This window comes from Candidatus Nomurabacteria bacterium (assembly GCA_016699365.1).
Taxonomy (GTDB): Bacteria; Patescibacteriota; Minisyncoccia; order Phycocordibacterales; family UBA9973; genus CAZLWF01.
In genome coordinates this window covers 330,507-347,307 of sequence record CP064973.1, presented here as the reverse complement: position 1 = coordinate 347,307, position 16,801 = coordinate 330,507, and the positions used below count along the sequence as shown (strand labels likewise).

The window sequence follows — 16,801 nt, the reverse complement described above, 5'->3', positions numbered from 1 at the left end:
AAACCAATACTTATTCCAATATTAGAGGTTCTTCTTCAAGATCTGGAATTTCAGGTGTGGTTTCTTCATCTGGAACAATAGTTGGTTCACTTTCTACAGGAGGTTCCTCGTTTGGTATAACTACTTCTTCTAGCGGAGTAATCGAATCTTCTTCAGAAGGAATATCTTCACTATTTATATTCTGATCAGAAGATACTTCATTACCAACAGATTCATTATTTTTATTTACAATATTTAAAAATTCTTCTTCAGTGACACACACTTCTCCTACACATAATACGTTTGTGTGTATTTCTCTAGCAAAAAAAGTTTGTATTCCGTTTGCGGCATCGGAAAACCAGTCAATCATAATACTTGCCAATGATCTTTCATTTTCAAGAGAAAGAGATGAGATACTCTGAATAGATATATCAAGCTCCTGTATAGCTTTGATCACTTGCCAAGTGCTCGGTATTTCAACAGTATAAAAACCATTGCCACCCATTTTTACTAAATCGGGATATATTTCTTGGACTTCTTGTGCAACAACTCCAACCATATGATCTCCCGAAGCGCGCACGTCATACTCACGAATATTAAATTCTCTAAAGTAAGGCAACAGCGGATCAGCATTGACTATATTCTCCTTCAATCTTTCATCAGAAGAACAAGTTACCGTTTCGGTTCCCGCTTCTGGATTGTGTAAACAGGCACCATCCGAATCAGTTAGAGCAAATATATTTGTATCTACTCCTGTGTTTTCAACATCAAGTAAGTAGTCTGGTGTTGTATCTCCTATTCCTATTTCTCCAGCAGCATCGATGCGTAAACGTTCAGTGCTTGCTGTGACTAAGCCTATTTCATTTGTAGTAGCACGGTATAAACCGTTATCAGTATCACCCACAAATCCAAAACCAGGAGTTGTTGTTGAGCCAGAAGTTGCTTGTACAAGACCGCCTGCAGTAATCGCAGTGAGAGTACTTCCTCCATTGTCTGTCACAGTGATAGCATTCGCAGTCTGACTCGTAGCAAGATTTATCCAAAGAGGCATAATGCCTGCAGCACTAGAATATATTGCCATCTCAAAAGTATTTATACCGGGTGAAACGGAAACCCCGTCACTGTCTCCACTAACAACCAAGTCAGCTCCAGTTGAATTGTACACACTCGTTTGTCCACCGGTAAGCATAAAAGATCCTCTTTCAATAGAAAAATAATAATCTTCTGTTGCCATATCCCCGAGATATATTGATTCATCCGTATCAAGCTCAAAACGAGCATTGGGTCCATCCCATCCTAAAACCGCCTTACTCGTACTTGCATCAACAAAGTTTATTTGAGCAGTCTTGTTTGTACCACCAGTATTAAAAGTAAAAAGTGCTCCACCACCAGAACCTGTGATATCTAAAATTGTATCTGGTGATGCTGTACCGAGACCAAGTCTATTATTTGTATCATCCCAAAAGAAATTCGTATTGTCTTCAGCTAAAATACCTGCTGTTCCAAGAAATAAAACAGATCCGAGTGTCCCCGTCCCCACAGTCTCCCCAATTGCCATAGGAGTTACATAACAGTTTGCATCACCAGGAGAACAAGAAGGATCGTTTTCTTGATCAGACGGAGCAAATGGAGTTGCTGGATATGTTGCAAAAGCTCTGATTGTTATAGAGAAGACGAATAGAAAAAGAAGTGCGATGACTAGAAGTCGGTTTTCGCGTAGTATATTTTTTTTAAAAATTTTAAATCTATACATTTTATCTTATACACTGAATACATCTTTTATGTGACCATCCTTAACTTCAAAAGCAAGTGATACGAAAACCTTTGTATAAGTAGAATCTTCGTTTTTCTTTTCTATTGTCACATAATAATTTCCATTTGAAATTAGACAATAGTAGTGACCTCTCGCATCAGCAACCTTGTGTGTGATTTCCTGGTTATTTGCCACAGAATAAACTCTCAATATTGCATACGACAGAGGTAGACCAGTTGCCTTATCAACAATTCCACCCAACTTATGTGCTTTATATCCAACCTCTCTAAGAATAAACAGTAATATATATAAACTAAATATAATTATATTGTACAAAACAGGAGATACTAGAAACGCAATAAAAGATATAAAGAATCCAGCCGCAAATAAAGTGTCAGATATTTGTCTGAAAATAGCATCACGTCTTGAATAGAACTTCATCAGTTTTTGTTGTTTCTTTGCAAATTCATTCCAATCAAAGTTTATTGGATCCATAGGAATATTTTTTGTAATCGGAGAATTTTCTGTAACCTCTAATTCTTCGCCAAAATACAAATCTTGATAGAGCTCATCTTTCTTCTGGCCAGCTAATTTTTCTGAAGGAAATTTATAGTTAGTTTTATTGGCGATTATTTTATATATTCCACCTGGAACCAAGAAGCCGAAACGTCCATCTAGATCAGTTATAGATGTTGATACTTCACTTCCATATTTGTCATACAAAACAACATACGCCGGATCAAGAGGTTGCTTGGTTATAGAATCGTAGACAGTTCCCCATGGTGGACGGCGTTTTGATAATCCAAATGCTGCCAGTAGTAGCGACCACAATCTAAAAGGAATAAAAACAAGTTCAGAGAGTGAGAGTGGGTTCATGAACAACAGCGAAGCAATCGATATAACAGCACTAGTTGTAAGAGCAAAACCAGTAAAAATTCTAGTCGCTAGACCTCCATCTGCACTGTTTATATAATCTTCTACTCCTCCTGACAGATCATCAATAAAATTGATACCATCATCTGCAACACAACCAATACCAACACAATCTTCTACGTCTATATCGGTAGGTGGTGGAGGTGGTGGAACACAATCATCACCCGTGCAAGTTTCTGGTGGATTACATTCTGCGCCAACACATTCACTAGGTGAATAATTACAAGGTAACGATCCGCCGTAATTTGTAGCAAACAAATCTCCACACACATCTTGTTCTTCTGGTGGATTACATTCCACCCCTACACATTCACTAGGCGGATAATTACAAGGTGATGCGCCGCCGAAGTTAGCTGCAGCAACATCAGAACAAATAGAAATTATATATGTACAAGGAAGACTTCCACCGTAATTTGTAGCATTTACATCAGAACATAAACTTGGAGGATTGCCCCCACCACCCCCAGTGGTGTCCCCATCTCTAGCATCTTTAGGTCTCCAATCAGTCTTTACGCAAGCTCCTGTAACACCACAGTCAAATTGTATCCAGCCATAGTTTTCACTCCATGCAAAACCAACAAACTCTCCATCCATATCTATATAGACTTCTTGTGTGGAGCTATTTGAAAACGGACCAAAATTTATCCACCCTGCACCCTCTCCCCACGCATATCCCGAAAGCTGGCCTCGAGAAGAATCTGCATCCGGGTCATTTAAAACGCCACCAGAATTCGGATCCAAATGAATCCACCCTAAACTAGGACCCCAAATATCTCCAACAACAGTAGTATCAGTTATAAGAACATCTTCTGCACCAGCATTGCCAGGGACAAGCCAATAAATCAATTCCCCGTGTGTATATATTTTTGAAGTATAACTATCTACATCAATAGTACCCTCAGTCTCAGAAGCAACCACAGAAAAAACATTTAGAAAAAATATTGATATTATAAATAAAAATAAAATTCTCTTCATGAATCTAAAATCCTGTTAATGTTGCAAATAACCACAATAAAAGAGGTGAAACATATTTCCACAGAAATACAATAAATAAAATCAAAATCGGAAGGGCGTATCTTTCCATGAATATCTCAATGTTTCTGTATTTTGCAGGCAAAAGAGCAAATAATATTTTTGAACCATCCAAAGGTGGGATTGGTATTAAATTAAAAATAAACAAAACTAAATTTACCAAAACTACAGCACCGAGTACTGCTACAAAAGAACTACTAAAAATGCCAGAAATACTAAGCACCCTGATAACAACAGAAAAGATAACAGCAAGGGTTAAGTTGGCTAAAACTCCAGCAGAAGCCACGAAAACTGTCCCCCATTTTTTATCCCTCAAGTTATTTGGATTGTAGGGAACGGGCTTAGCCCAGCCAAATATAAAACCTGTATTTGATATAACTAAAAGTAACGGTATAAGAACCGAACCTATTGGGTCTAGGTGTTTTATAGGATTCAATGTTAATCTTCCTGCTATACGAGCTGTTGGGTCGCCCAATTTTTCCGCAGCAAAACCGTGAGCCACCTCGTGTATAACGACAGACATTAAAAGAATCAAAATATAGAAAATTGCATCTAATTCTTGCATACCAATACTATATATGATAACATGCAAAAGCTTATATCTTAAGTGAATATTTATGTCAAAACAATGCGCAGTAACAAAAAGAAATAGTATTACAGCAGGTAAATACGCGAATCGCACTCGTGCGACGATTTTTACCCCTACCGGCAAAACTCGCCGATATGTAAACCTACAAAAAAAGCGTATTTATGTACCTGAGATTGGTAAAACTCTAAATCTAACAATATCAACAAGAGGCCTACGCACAATAAACAAAAATGGTGCATATGCTACTCTAAAAAGGCTGGTGTAATCAAATAAAAAATTCCCCTTTATAAGGGGAATTTTTTATTCACAAACAAACTCTACCCCGTCACTTTCACAATTTATTGTACCCTCATACATGGTAACGAGATAAGGAATACCAAAATTTGAAAGTCTATCAGTTACATCTTTTTTTGGATGACCATATCTATTGTTCAATCCAGATGAAATAATAGCCAACTTAGGACGAGCCTCTTCTAGTAGCGCGGTGCCTGTAGATGTAGAAGAACCATGATGACCAACTTTCAAGATATCAGTACCAGATATATCACTTCCTGATACAACTATCCCCTCAGCCAATTTTGTTGAATCTCCCATAAATAAAATAGTCGTATCTTCATAAACCAATCTGCCAATTAGAGAACCATCATTACTAGACCACCCCGATACATCTCTGTCTGGAAAAAGAATTTCAAAATATATATTTTTACTTTCATCCAAAACAATACGTTGACCTTTAAAAGCAACTATATGCGGAACATCCTCGGCCTTTATTTTATTCTGAAGAACTTTGTACATGCTTGTATCTGAGCTGGTCCCAGCTTCCAAGACTGCACCAATACTATAATTATCTAAAACTGGAATAAAGCCACTATAATGATCTAAGTCCGGATTCGTAATTACAATTACATCTATAGTTTTATCTCCAAAAGACATGACTTCTGGTAAAGATCTTAAGATAGATTGACTCGGCCCACCGTCAATTATCATCTGTCGACCATTTGGAGCTTCTATGTATATCGCATCCCCCTGTCCAACATCTAAAAATGAAACCTTTAGAAGATCTCCGTCTTTTGGAACCTCAATTACCTGAGACTGTGACCACACAGTTATGCAAAACAAAAATAAAAATGCAAATATAGTTATAATTTTTCTGTTCTTCACAGTCTTGATTATAGCAAAACCAATAAATACAAATATGTTAGAATATATACATTAACAATAAACCTAAAATACATGTTTACACCAAAAACTTTCAATATCCCCACCCTTAAAGGAATCAGTGCAAAAACTATCGAAGAACATATCAAACTTTACGAAGGCTATGTAAAAAATGCGAACGGAATCATTGAAAAAATGTCGAAAATTGATAGTACGACAGATGCGTATATTGCAGGAGAACTTTTCCGTCGTTTTAGTTTCGAATACAACGGAATGCGAAACCACGAAGTATATTTCGCTTCCCTCGAAGGTGGACCTGCTGCATTTGATCCTGAAAGCAACCTCGGCAAAAGGCTCGTAGAACTTTTCGGATCATATGAAGTATTTATAAAAGAATTTTCTGCACTCGCTCTCACCCGCGGTATCGGATGGGCAGTACTTTGGTATGACAGGAAAGAAGATAAATTCCTCGCTTCATGGGTAGACGAGCAACACTTGGGACAACTCAATGGTTGCGAAATGATTCTTGCTATAGACATGTGGGAACACTCATACGTTGCTGACTATCAACCAAGCGGAAAGAAGCAGTATGTTGCAGACTTTTTTGAAAACCTAAACTGGAAAGTGATCGAAGAAAACTTCAACAAGTAAAATAAAAAGACCGCTCAACTGAGCGGTCTTTTTATTTTACTAACTATTCGTATTTATAAAACTTATCACCTCATCGAGATACCGCGCGAGTAGTCCACCGACATGAGCTAGGTCACTTGCAACATAAACATCACTAGCTACACCTACTGCGGCGAGCTTTTGATCAAGTGTTGTCGCCTGAATAGTCGGAACACTTCTGTCTTTGTCACCATGAAGGATAAGGAACGGAGAGTCACCACTAGTTATATACATCTCTGGAGAGAGTGCTTTATACTCATCTTCGCATGTTGTACTTGGGACAGGAGAACATCCAACTTCATTACCAATAGAATTTTTGATTCCACCTGACATAGTATCAACAATAGATGCGATATAGCTTCCAGAAATATTGATTACACCCGCAATGTTGCTGCTGTAGCTAGTATTACCTCCGATTGCCCCCTCTAAGCTTGTGTTCCCTTCTGTCACACCCATTAGAGACGCTAGAACCCCTCCTGCTGACTCACCGAGTGTAAAAAATGCGTTAGGGTCTATATTGTACTCGTTTGCATGAGCTTTCATGTACCTGGCAACACCTTTTATATCGTAAAGCGGCGCAGGAAAAACTGCTGTACCGGAGAGTCTGTAGTCGATACCAACGACAGCTGTGCCGTGCTTGGCAAGCATAACTGCATCATCAGCTACGCCATTCTTACTTCCACCTTTAAATCCTCCTCCGTGAATATACAGAACAAGTGGTGTTGGTGAAGAGGCGCCATTTGGAGTGTAGATGTCGATCTTTAGATCCATCCCTGAAGCATTTCCATAGACCACATTTGATTTTGTGGTGACAGTATAATCCTCATTGTAAGAGAGCGCGCCCGCAACAGATGAAGAACCACTTGAATCACCAGAATCTTGAGAACTATCTATTCCTTCTATATTTCCATTTTGTAAATCAGTTTTTTGGTCAACTGAATCAACCATCTGTTCTGATCCTTTGTATTTATTAAATTTATTTTCTATCTGTCTTGTAATTTTTACATTTGTCACAAAAACAGCAATAATCATTCCTATAATTATTAAAAAAATGAAACCAGCAACCGAAAGCTTCAACTTCTTGCTGGCCTCAGGTGCTTGGTTGTTTAGGTTTATATTGTCCATGTGTATAAGTATATTATAAAAATCTAAAATATGCTTTTTCTACTCCTGTGCCAACGATAAACAAAATAAAATATGACTCCATATATTAAAAATATAATCCAAAAAGAAAATTCTTTTACATACACAGAAGAAAGGGGTATCTTTGCACCATAACTAATAACAGAAAGAATTTTATCTAGAAGCACTGTGCTTAAAAAGCCAAAAGGATAAGCCATGAACTGCCCGATGAATCCTAGGACTCCTACTAAAAAACCTAAATACATTGCCAGTGGTATAAAAGGCAAAATAAGTATATTGATTGGTAAAGAAATAATAGAAAGATTACCCATTGTGTAAACAATAAAAGGCAAGGTAGCAATCTGAGCAGCCACTGTTGAAGCAATTATTTCCCTGAGCCAACCAAATCTCTTTTTTTTAATGAAAGAAAACCAGATCTCAGTTATGGGAGTTATGTATATAATTCCGATTGTAGCCAAAAAAGATAGTTGAAAAGATATATCAAAGATTAAAGTTTTAGGATTCGCCAAAATCATCAAAACTGCCGCTAAAACTAGTCCGCGATTTATATCGTATTCCTTACCACTAAAACGAGCCATTATTACAAGAATAGCCATGATCCCCGCTCTAATGGCCGTAGAACTTGCGCCACTCATTAGCACAAACAAAACTATAGACAACCCACCAAATGACAAGGCGCCGTAACGAGATAAAAATAAAGTAAAAAACTTTTGAATACCATTTGCAACCACTGATATGTTATACCCAGACAAAGCAACTATATGTATTGTTCCGGTCTTTATAAATTCATCACGAATATTACTAGGCAAACCAGAACGTGCACCAAGTGTAATCCCAGACATAAAAGTACTCTCAGGAGCAGGTATTACACTTTCAATATTTTTAATAATTCTATTTTTAAATTCAAATAATATTTCTTGAAATTTATAAGGCGCATCGTGATCCACTAGTTCTATTTGAACTTTTTGCATCAAATAGAATATATTGTCTTTTCCTAGATAAGATATATAGTCAAAAACTTTACCTTGATCGGTGGCGAAATTTGCAGGCTTGGATATTACTCCTTGTACAGACACAATGTCTCCATATTTAAAAACTGGATATAGATCTGTGGTCGCAAGGACATTTGATTCTATGCTCTGCCCTTCAACTTCTCTTGTCCGGACTAGGATTTTTTGATTGTTCTCTCTTCTGTCTGGCTCATCTACTATTACACCAAAGATCTCAACTTTTTTATTCAAAAACAAATCTAATTTTTTTAAATGATTGTTCTCATAAATTTGAAATCTCAATATCCCAAAAAATACAGACACAAGTAGTATGGAAAGTACAAGAAAAATTTCTCTAAACCTCTCCACAAAAAAAGATATGAATAAAAGCGGTATAGCCACACAAATAAAAACAACCAGTATTTCTGCTGGTATAAATAAAAAAGATTCGAGAGCTACACCTAAAATAAAACCCAATGTAATTGTATAAAATAATCTATCAGGCATATTCTAAAAAGTCTAAATACTTTTGAATTTCTCTATGAGTTCATCTTCTTCAGATTTTGAAAAAACCTTCTTATATTTAACACCACTTTTACCTGTTACCCTCTTTTTGCATTCGTCCCAAGTTTTATCTTTGTGTATTTTACCGTCCACTAAACTCACATAAGAATACGCTGGTTTAGAACTTTTAGACTTAGATTTTTTGTCTTTTATTTTTGGATTTAATTTGTCAGCTGTTTTTAATTCTGTTGGATGAATATCCATATCAAAACCAAAAAGATTTTCATAGTCTAATAAGGTTCCTGTAAAAAGAAGCACATGCTCCCCCAATGCACTTTTTGTAGCTATCTCATCTACGCGCTCATTTGCAACCAAACCCGAATGGCCTTTTACTTTTTGCCAAACTATTTCTCTTTCACGAGACAGTTTAGCTTTATAAGTAATAGCCAATAATTTTTTCCAAATTTCCTGATTGGCTACATCTGCTCCCTCTTTTGTTTTCCATCCATTTTTCTCCCACGCATATATCCAAGATTCAATACCTTGAAGTAAATAACTGGAATCAGTATGAACAGCTATGTTGCCTTTGATTGATCGATTTTTTATCTCCTCAAGAGCCTTCAGCGCACCAGTGAGCTCCATGGCGTTGTTTGTAGTATGAGTATCCTTTCCCCCAATTTCGATTATTTTAACCTGCTTTTTCCAATCTAAAGAATCAGTCACATCGGTTTTTATGATCAAAATAGCACCATAGCCCCCAGGACCAGGATTACCCCTAGAAGACCCATCTGTATATATCTCTATTCCGTATTGCATAGGAACCATTATAATTGACAAGGTAAATTTATGCTATGATTTATAGTATAAAAACACCCCTGGTCTTTGTCACAAAATGAGAAATCATTCGTAATATATAGTGTACAAGGTTAAAAAACCTTGTGTTTAAAAGCATTAATCTTAACTAACATAAAAAACATATGAAAAACAAACTAGCAATCGGAGCTTTGGCTCTAGCAGTATTATTTACAAGTTCTAGTGCACTAGCTGCAAAACCTGAAGGACTAACATCTTTCAAGGGACGTCTAGATAGTTTAGTTGTCCGAATGGACGGCATCCTAGATAGATTTGAAGCAGTTATGGTAAAAGCAGAGGCAAAAGGTTATGACACATCAAAAGCAGAAGATGCATATGATGCAGTTATAGCAAAGCAAGATGCTGCAAAAGCAGAAGTTGAGGCTCTAAAGACTCTTATAGATGAAACAATAGCAGGAGGTGTAGCAACTCCAACTGCTGAAATCCGCACTCAAACTAAAGAAGCAAAAGATGCGTTGATGGAATACAGAGATTCTGTAAAAGAACTACGCGATGAACTAAGAGAAGCTATTGAGAACAAGAAGGGAGAAGCAGAAGACGCTCCAGCAGACGAACCAGCTCTCTAATATAATTATTATTGGAAATGTTTAAAAATTAACAATAGTTATAGAAAATGCACACCGAAAAAATATCTGTGTGCATTTCTATTTTAAAAATATGAAATCACAAAAAGGAAATTCAATAATTTGGGTTCTTGTAGCAATAGTGATACTTGTAGGTATATATTTTGTAATGAATACAAACAAAGGAAAAGAATTCAATTACGAAGTAGAGACTCTAGACACTAATGTAAACGAGCAAGTATCAGGAGATGCAGAATTGTCAGCAGAAATTAACTCTATAGGCACAGACTTAGACAGTGTAGATGTAGAGGGAGTAGATTCAGACCTATAGATATATAAAATAAAAATCGCACAAACATGTGCGATTTTTATTTTATATCAACTATTCTCAAGCGGAGCTCTTCTTTACCTGCAAATCTAGACAACTCAAATGTTGCGTACAAATCTACATTTAAACCTTCCCCTAAAACTCCATACTCATGCGGTGAGTCAAAAAAGATATGGCTTTAACTTTTTTACCACCTCCTGAAAATATCATCTCTAGATGATTTTTTTCTTTACCAAATTGCTTCATAGATTCTATCTTTACACTCTTAAATAAAAAGATGGGTTTTGGATTGCCAAGGCCATATGGGGATAGGCTATCTATGGATTTGTAGTTACCTTTGTTTATATCACTTATACTAAGCTCGAGATCATATGCTATGTCATCTATTTTTACATCTCTTTTAATCGATGAAAATTTAGATGCTAATTTATCTTCTAAAAAATGTATATGCTCACTTTTTACACTAAATCCTCCCGCCATTTCATGTCCTCCAAAACTAGCAAAAGATTCACTTTCTAGTTGCATGAGCTCAACAATATTTACACTTCCATCTGATCTACAAGACCCTTTTATAGGAGCATCATCCTCCTCTTTTCCACCCTCTCTACCCCAAACAAAAGCAGGACGTTTATAAGTCTCACATATTTTTGAAGCAACAAGACCCAGCACCCCGACTCGCCAAGACGGATTACCGATAACTATAACTTCACAAAGTTCTCTTTTTTCTAAGTTCTTGTGAACATCTTTCATTATGCTAGCAACTATTGTCTTTCTTTCGTCATTTATGCCAGTAAGATATTCTGCAAAACCCTGCGCTTTTAAAATATCTTTTTCTGCGAGCATCATAAAAGCACTTTTAGGAGATGCCATACGTGAAGCAGCATTTAGTCTAGGAGTAAGTGAAAAAGTTATATCTTCTTCATTGATATAGCGCATATTAATCCCCGCTTTTTTAAATAAATGCACCAACCCCGGTCTAGGAGATTTACGCATTACATGAAGACCCCAATAAGCAATGGTTCTATTCTCACCTACCAATGGAACCATATCAGAAAGGGTGGCGAGTCCTGCCATATCAAGTGTCCACTTTTCCCAACCTTCTTTTATATTCCAATATTCTCCATATTTTTTTATAAGCGCACACACAACCTTGAAAGCAACTCCTGCTCCGCAAAGTCCATCAAATGGATAATTTGTATCGTATTTAGGATTGATGATTGCAAAAGCCCTTGGAACTCCTGCGTGTGGTAAATGGTGATCGGTAATAATCACATCAACTCCTCCAATAAGAGCATCTCTTACTTCTTCCACTGCGGTAATACCCAAATCAACAGTAATTATGAGCGATACACCTTGTTTTATAAATTCATCTACTGCGCTTTTATGTAAACCATAACCCTCATCGTGACGATCGGGTATGTATATATCAAAATTCTCATACCCAATCTTTTGAAAAAATCATTGAATATAACTGCCCCAGGAATTCCATCTGCATCATAATCTGCATAAACAACTATTTTTTGATTCTGATCTATAGCTTCAAAAATTCTCACGCACGCACGCTCCATATCCTTGAATAAAAAAGGGTCATGCAAAGTCTTTTCGTAGTCTGGGAGCAAAAAAGAGTCTATTTGACCTTCGTCTACACCTCTATTTTCTAATAGTTTTTTTAGTAATTCACCCGATTGCATAGAAATGATTGTAGCACGAGAGGTATTTATTATCCCGTCTCCTAAAAAATAGCTTATAACTAAAATATTCCTATTATGGTATTATTTTTGTATGGAAAGTTGTATTTTTTGTAAAATCATAAAAGGAGAAATACCTTGCACCAAGGTCTATGAGGACGAAGTCGGTTTGGCTTTTTTGGATGTTAATCCAATAAATCCTGGGCACACACTCCTAATACCAAAAGAGCACCATGAAAATATACATGAGATGCCCGATGAGTTGCTTGAAAAATTGATGCCGACAGCAAAGAAAATAGCCAACGCTATAAAATTTAGTATAGGCGCAACAGGTATAAATATAGGACAAAACAATGGCACTGATGCCGGACAAGTTATATGGCACTATCATATGCATATAATTCCCCGTTTTGCAGGAGATGGACTAAAGCATTGGCCAGGCAAGCCTTATATGCTAGGTGAAGCTGAAGAAACTGCAGAAAAAATAAAATCTGTCTTATAAAATTAAATCCCCCGCAAATGCGGGGGATATTTTTTAACTCGTATGAGATCCGGAAGAGGATAGCTCAGGAATATCTGATATCTTCATCAGACCTTTCTGGGTTATCGACCACATCACTTGTCGAGAATTTTTTCTATAAAACCCTCTTTTTCAAGATCTCGCATTTCTTCTGCAATAGTGCGAGAGTTTAAAACTCTAGAGTCATCTTTGTAAAAGGATATTATGTCTCCTATTGTCAGGGAACCCTCTTTACCTTTTTCGTTTAAAATGTGTAGAATCACATCTCCGTCTGTAGTTGTTTTATCCATAGCTAATATTTAATTTAAGAAGTTCGAAAATACTATACATCATATTTATAGTATTTGCAATAGCTGTATGGATTTATATGCTATAACTCCAGAGAATCCCGTCTTTTTTATTGGTGAAAAAAATGTATTTTTCACTTCCGTCCAAGAATAGGTTTGTCATATCAATAGGAATATTAATTGTTTCTATAGGGTCAACTAATACATAATAAACACTTGTACTGAGGTTCATACTCCACAATGTATCTTCAAAAGATACACGTCCTTGATACCAAACATCAGGATATACCCCCAACAAGAAACTTTCTGGTACAGCACAATATACAGTTATGCTGTCTTTTGACCATACACACTTCTCTGGAAGAGTAGATATACCCAGATCTGTAGTAGATTTTGTATTTAAATCATAAGAATAAAGTCTTACCTCATTTGCAACAGATGCGCTGTATAAAACTTTTTTACCATCTGGGCTCATTTTTGTAGTTAAACCAACAATCCCTCCTAGTACTTTGTCAAAACTTTTTTTATTTACATCTACGGAATACATGTACCCAGGAAGTGTGCCTGAAGGTTTTGTAGTAAGTGTTAGAGTTGTCGCATTTGGCCAAAATGACAACCATTCAGAAAGAGATGATTCAAATACTTGAGATTTTTTACCACCTAGAAAATCCTCTGTTATACCAACAACTCCCCCGACAACAGGCTCGAGAGTAAAAAACCTAGTCTTGTCTGGTGACACCGATATATCTGTAATTCCTTCCACCAAAAAATTTCCCTTTAAATCTTTTAAAACTGATGGATTTTGACTACTACCCCCTTCCGCAAAAACACTCGGAGAAGAAAGTGTTGCAAGATATGTTTGTATCTTATTTGTTCCATCTTCTAAATATCTAAAAACTACAGACCCTCCGTCTAAATTCCAATAGGTATCATATATCCTAGGTATGGTTGTATTTGAAATTCTTGTTTCAGTCAATGTATCAGTATAAGTCTCATATATATGAGCAGTTGATTGTTCCATATACCTGATAGCTGTCGCATCTTCTACTACAATTTCTTCTGTTGGAGTCTGCGCTATAACAACAGGATCACCTCCTGAGTCACCTTCGATTGGTAGAGGAGGGATTGGAACAACTCTTGTTCTTTTTGTATTAAATACAGTTGCTCCAGAAACAGGGAAAGTAGAAACCTGTCTAAGGCGTGGAATAATCACATTCCCATTCTCATCCACAGTAACAACATCAGGAATAATATCGTCGTTTGTATCATTGTCCGAACTACCACCTCTGTCAGTCACAGACCCGAAAGGAAAAAGGTCTGACAAACTAAAACCATCTCCACTTGTTTCAGGATTTGTATTTTTATTTTTCAAAAAAATAGATAAAAAGACAATCAAAATGATTACAATAAATGAAACTATTATGATTAATCTTTTTTTATTCATACTAGAATATATTTACTTTAACACCAGAAACCATATAAGGATAAAGGATCAAGATGTCGTCATTTCGCATCTTTATACATCCAGCTGTATTTCCTAGATTATTGTTAGCCTGTCCATGAAAACCAATACCTCGATCTGTGCCGCTAGGCAAAGTAGCACCTGTATTCACAAAAGCTGCGCCCATGTTTACACCAGCTCCATTTAAAATAGCAGAATCCTGGTTCTCAGAAATCTTCCTACCATTTGCAGGTATAGTCCATATACCTTTTGGTGTTTTTAAATCTCCACTCACACCCATCCCCACCTCAGAAGCACCGTTTGCTCCTATGTTTATATCTATAATAACGCTCTTCGTTGCTCCTCCATTTTTTGCTACAAATTCTGCTTTTTTAGTAGATGTATTTATTTTTATTTCTGAAAGAGAATATCCATTTTTCAAGTATGTATTTACAAAATCGGACACTCCAGCACTAGGTAGAGGGGCAGCATAATTACCAAACATCAAATACTTATTACCCAAAGTATTTTGCCCTGTTGATTCAAAAGACTGAACCTGTAAAGCAAATATATCTTCCGGCGATTCAACAACTTGTATGTTTGTACCCTGGATTCCAAGATGTAAATTAACCAAATTTGGATTTATTGTATTTAGTATTAAGTAACTAGCTAGAGCTAACAATAATCCTCCCAGAGCATAAGTAATACGCTCTCTCCCCTCGCTCTTTCCAGACAGCGCATCTGTAGACATATATTGAATACCTCCAAGCACCATCATGATAACTGCAAGCGCACCGGCAAACCCAATCGCAAATTTTATAATTATATTCAGATAATCACCAAGATCAGTATTTGCCGGATTAACTTCAGATAAACCAGGTATAGGAGCTAGTAAACAGTATGAATCATCACCATTTGTACAATTCGGATTTGAAGTTCCTGAACCAGAGCCGGTCAAATCTACGGCATCTTTACCACCATCCGTACCAGCAAAAACAAGCGGAGTAGTAAACGAATCTACTATCGTAAGCTTTATTGTGCCGTCAGCTGCATCTATAAACTGATAGTAGTAAGTTGTATTTGGAGTAAGGCCTGTTATAGAACCACTAAATGAACCGTCCGCAAGCGGTGTAATTACTGGGGCACTATTTGTTAAAGATGTAGCTGTAACACCCCATACAGGGATCATAGAAAATCCGGTCCCCGCTCCAACAACATCTCCCTCAAAAGAAAAAGATGTTGGATTAAGATCTGTTCCTCCATCATCAACAAAAACATCTACAGCAGCATAAACACTCTTGGATACGATCAGGCCCAAGAAAATAATAACAGCTAGCGCAATCTTATATTTTTTAAAAATGATCATGGTTTTATAGATTAATATTTAAAGTTTTATCTGCTGATTGAAAAAGCCTAGGTTTACTTTCAATTGAAAGATCAATAAATGCATTACCACTAGCACCAGCAGGTTTCCTAACTACAAGAGTATTTTTAGGATACTGGTTTGCAATCCTTGTGCCATTGATTTTCCACTCATAATCTAGATCATTAGATAGTGCATCTTTCGGAGAAAAGAAATAAGGCTCCGCTACAATAGTAGCCTCATCTTTAGTTAGAGAAAAATATTCACCAAGATTTTTTTTATAATTTACTCCAGCAAGAGGACTGTACTCATAAAAAACAATAAAAGGTGAAGAGGTTCTTATTGTAGAGATTTTTTGAGCTGAAAGACCACCGTTGATAGAGCTAGCTTTTAAAGATATTGTTTCTGTTGTATTCAAATAACTAGTTTTAAAAATAAAAGAATCTTTTGCGTATCCAGAAAAAACTGGCAGCGCACTAAAATTTCTCTCCCATGAGAAAGTCAGGTCATTTTTTGAAAGCTTTATTCCACCAGATTTCATGTCTGGTATACCTACTATTTTTATAACAGCTTCCGATGAAGGTAGTGCCTTACCTTTATAAAAAGGAGGTGTATATGAATCTACAGCTTCCCATATAAGATCTATTGTTGAAGGCTCAATCAATATTGTCTTTACTAAAGTTGAACCTCTAAAAACAATAGTTGCCTCAACTGTAGTTCTAGAACCACTAGCACCAGAACTTAAAGTATAGGAAACGGCTCCGTTTTTTGATAAAACTGTTTTACCACCAATCTTCCAAGTAATTAGTGAACTATTCAAATCTATAGCATAACTAGTAAGCCTGATTGTAACTTGTTCATTTGGGCCAGGTATTTCTGGAGTAATTTCTGCAATAACATCACTGCCAACAAGTGCGCTTGTGCTAAAAGGTGCAGAGAACATAATCACAGAGAAAATTGTGATTGAAAAATAGAGTAAAGTAGACGAT

At 36.5% G+C, this 16,801-nt stretch carries 18 protein-coding genes; 5 read left to right on the top strand and 13 right to left on the bottom strand.

Features of this window, described 5'->3' with window-relative positions:
- Positions 1-10 precede the first annotated feature (10 nt).
- The 3 genes from IPJ63_01925 to IPJ63_01915 are packed head-to-tail and all read right to left on the bottom strand — an operon-like array spanning position 11 to position 4,262.
- Entirely contained in the window at positions 11-1,732 is a 1,722-nt protein-coding gene (locus IPJ63_01925; GenBank protein QQR76998.1) for a tail fiber domain-containing protein, read from the bottom strand.
- A gap of 6 nt (positions 1,733-1,738) precedes the next feature.
- On the bottom strand, positions 1,739-3,640 hold the full coding sequence (locus tag IPJ63_01920) for a carboxypeptidase regulatory-like domain-containing protein (GenBank protein QQR76997.1): 1,902 nt from the start codon (positions 3,638-3,640) through the stop codon (positions 1,739-1,741).
- A 4-nt stretch (positions 3,641-3,644) separates the two neighbouring features.
- A complete protein-coding gene (locus IPJ63_01915; protein ID QQR76996.1) occupies positions 3,645-4,262 on the bottom strand; it encodes a site-2 protease family protein in 618 nt (205 codons plus the stop codon).
- A 52-nt stretch (positions 4,263-4,314) separates the two neighbouring features.
- Here IPJ63_01915 and IPJ63_01910 point away from each other — a divergent pair, with 52 nt between their 5' ends.
- Positions 4,315-4,551: a 50S ribosomal protein L28 gene (locus IPJ63_01910; protein QQR76995.1), complete on the top strand. Its 237-nt coding sequence runs from the start codon at positions 4,315-4,317 to the stop codon at positions 4,549-4,551.
- Positions 4,552-4,586: 35 nt separating this feature from the next.
- Here the strand turns inward: IPJ63_01910 and IPJ63_01905 are convergent, their stop codons facing one another.
- Positions 4,587-5,447: an MBL fold metallo-hydrolase gene (locus tag IPJ63_01905; protein QQR76994.1), complete on the bottom strand. Its 861-nt coding sequence runs from the start codon at positions 5,445-5,447 to the stop codon at positions 4,587-4,589.
- Positions 5,448-5,519: 72 nt separating this feature from the next.
- On the opposite strand from IPJ63_01905, the gene IPJ63_01900 reads away from it, so the two are divergent.
- Complete coding sequence (locus IPJ63_01900) at positions 5,520-6,095, top strand: superoxide dismutase (protein ID QQR76993.1); 576 nt, start codon at positions 5,520-5,522, stop codon at positions 6,093-6,095.
- A 39-nt stretch (positions 6,096-6,134) separates the two neighbouring features.
- Here the strand turns inward: IPJ63_01900 and IPJ63_01895 are convergent, their stop codons facing one another.
- The 3 genes from IPJ63_01895 to IPJ63_01885 are packed head-to-tail and all read right to left on the bottom strand — an operon-like array spanning position 6,135 to position 9,565.
- Complete coding sequence (locus tag IPJ63_01895) at positions 6,135-7,238, bottom strand: alpha/beta hydrolase (protein ID QQR76992.1); 1,104 nt, start codon at positions 7,236-7,238, stop codon at positions 6,135-6,137.
- A gap of 23 nt (positions 7,239-7,261) precedes the next feature.
- On the bottom strand, positions 7,262-8,752 hold the full coding sequence (locus tag IPJ63_01890; GenBank protein ID QQR76991.1) for a ComEC/Rec2 family competence protein: 1,491 nt from the start codon (positions 8,750-8,752) through the stop codon (positions 7,262-7,264).
- 12 nt (positions 8,753-8,764) lie between these two features.
- Complete coding sequence (locus tag IPJ63_01885; protein QQR76990.1) at positions 8,765-9,565, bottom strand: hypothetical protein; 801 nt, start codon at positions 9,563-9,565, stop codon at positions 8,765-8,767.
- Between the two features lie 161 nt (positions 9,566-9,726).
- On the opposite strand from IPJ63_01885, the gene IPJ63_01880 reads away from it, so the two are divergent.
- Positions 9,727-10,188, top strand: a complete 462-nt coding sequence (locus IPJ63_01880) for a hypothetical protein (protein ID QQR76989.1) — start codon at positions 9,727-9,729, stop codon at positions 10,186-10,188.
- A gap of 91 nt (positions 10,189-10,279) precedes the next feature.
- Positions 10,280-10,516, top strand: coding sequence for a hypothetical protein (locus IPJ63_01875; GenBank protein ID QQR76988.1), 237 nt, complete (start codon positions 10,280-10,282; stop codon positions 10,514-10,516).
- A 132-nt stretch (positions 10,517-10,648) separates the two neighbouring features.
- On the opposite strand, the gene recJ is transcribed toward IPJ63_01875, so the two are convergent.
- The gene (recJ, locus tag IPJ63_01870) at positions 10,649-11,959 is read right to left on the bottom strand and encodes a single-stranded-DNA-specific exonuclease RecJ (GenBank protein QQR77015.1); all 1,311 of its coding nucleotides are present in this window, start codon (positions 11,957-11,959) and stop codon (positions 10,649-10,651) included.
- The gene (locus IPJ63_01865; GenBank protein QQR76987.1) at positions 11,884-12,204 is read right to left on the bottom strand and encodes a hypothetical protein; all 321 of its coding nucleotides are present in this window, start codon (positions 12,202-12,204) and stop codon (positions 11,884-11,886) included. The genes recJ and IPJ63_01865 overlap by 76 nt, the downstream gene beginning before the upstream one ends.
- Positions 12,205-12,295: 91 nt before the next feature.
- On the opposite strand from IPJ63_01865, the gene IPJ63_01860 reads away from it, so the two are divergent.
- Positions 12,296-12,703 (top strand): HIT family protein, encoded by a 408-nt coding sequence (locus IPJ63_01860; GenBank protein ID QQR76986.1) that lies wholly within the window; start codon positions 12,296-12,298, stop codon positions 12,701-12,703.
- Between the two features lie 113 nt (positions 12,704-12,816).
- Here IPJ63_01860 and IPJ63_01855 read toward each other — a convergent pair whose 3' ends face one another.
- The 4 genes from IPJ63_01855 to IPJ63_01840 form a co-directional block, all read right to left on the bottom strand.
- Positions 12,817-13,011 carry a hypothetical protein gene (locus IPJ63_01855; protein QQR76985.1) on the bottom strand — a complete coding sequence of 65 codons (195 nt, stop codon included), beginning with the start codon at positions 13,009-13,011 and terminating at the stop codon, positions 12,817-12,819.
- Positions 13,012-13,084: 73 nt separating this feature from the next.
- On the bottom strand, positions 13,085-14,452 hold the full coding sequence (locus IPJ63_01850; protein QQR76984.1) for a hypothetical protein: 1,368 nt from the start codon (positions 14,450-14,452) through the stop codon (positions 13,085-13,087).
- Position 14,453: 1 nt separating this feature from the next.
- Entirely contained in the window at positions 14,454-15,815 is a 1,362-nt protein-coding gene (locus tag IPJ63_01845; GenBank protein ID QQR76983.1) for a L,D-transpeptidase family protein, read from the bottom strand.
- 4 nt (positions 15,816-15,819) lie between these two features.
- A complete protein-coding gene (locus IPJ63_01840) occupies positions 15,820-16,755 on the bottom strand; it encodes a hypothetical protein (GenBank protein ID QQR76982.1) in 936 nt (311 codons plus the stop codon).
- Between the last annotated feature and the right edge of the window lie 46 nt (positions 16,756-16,801).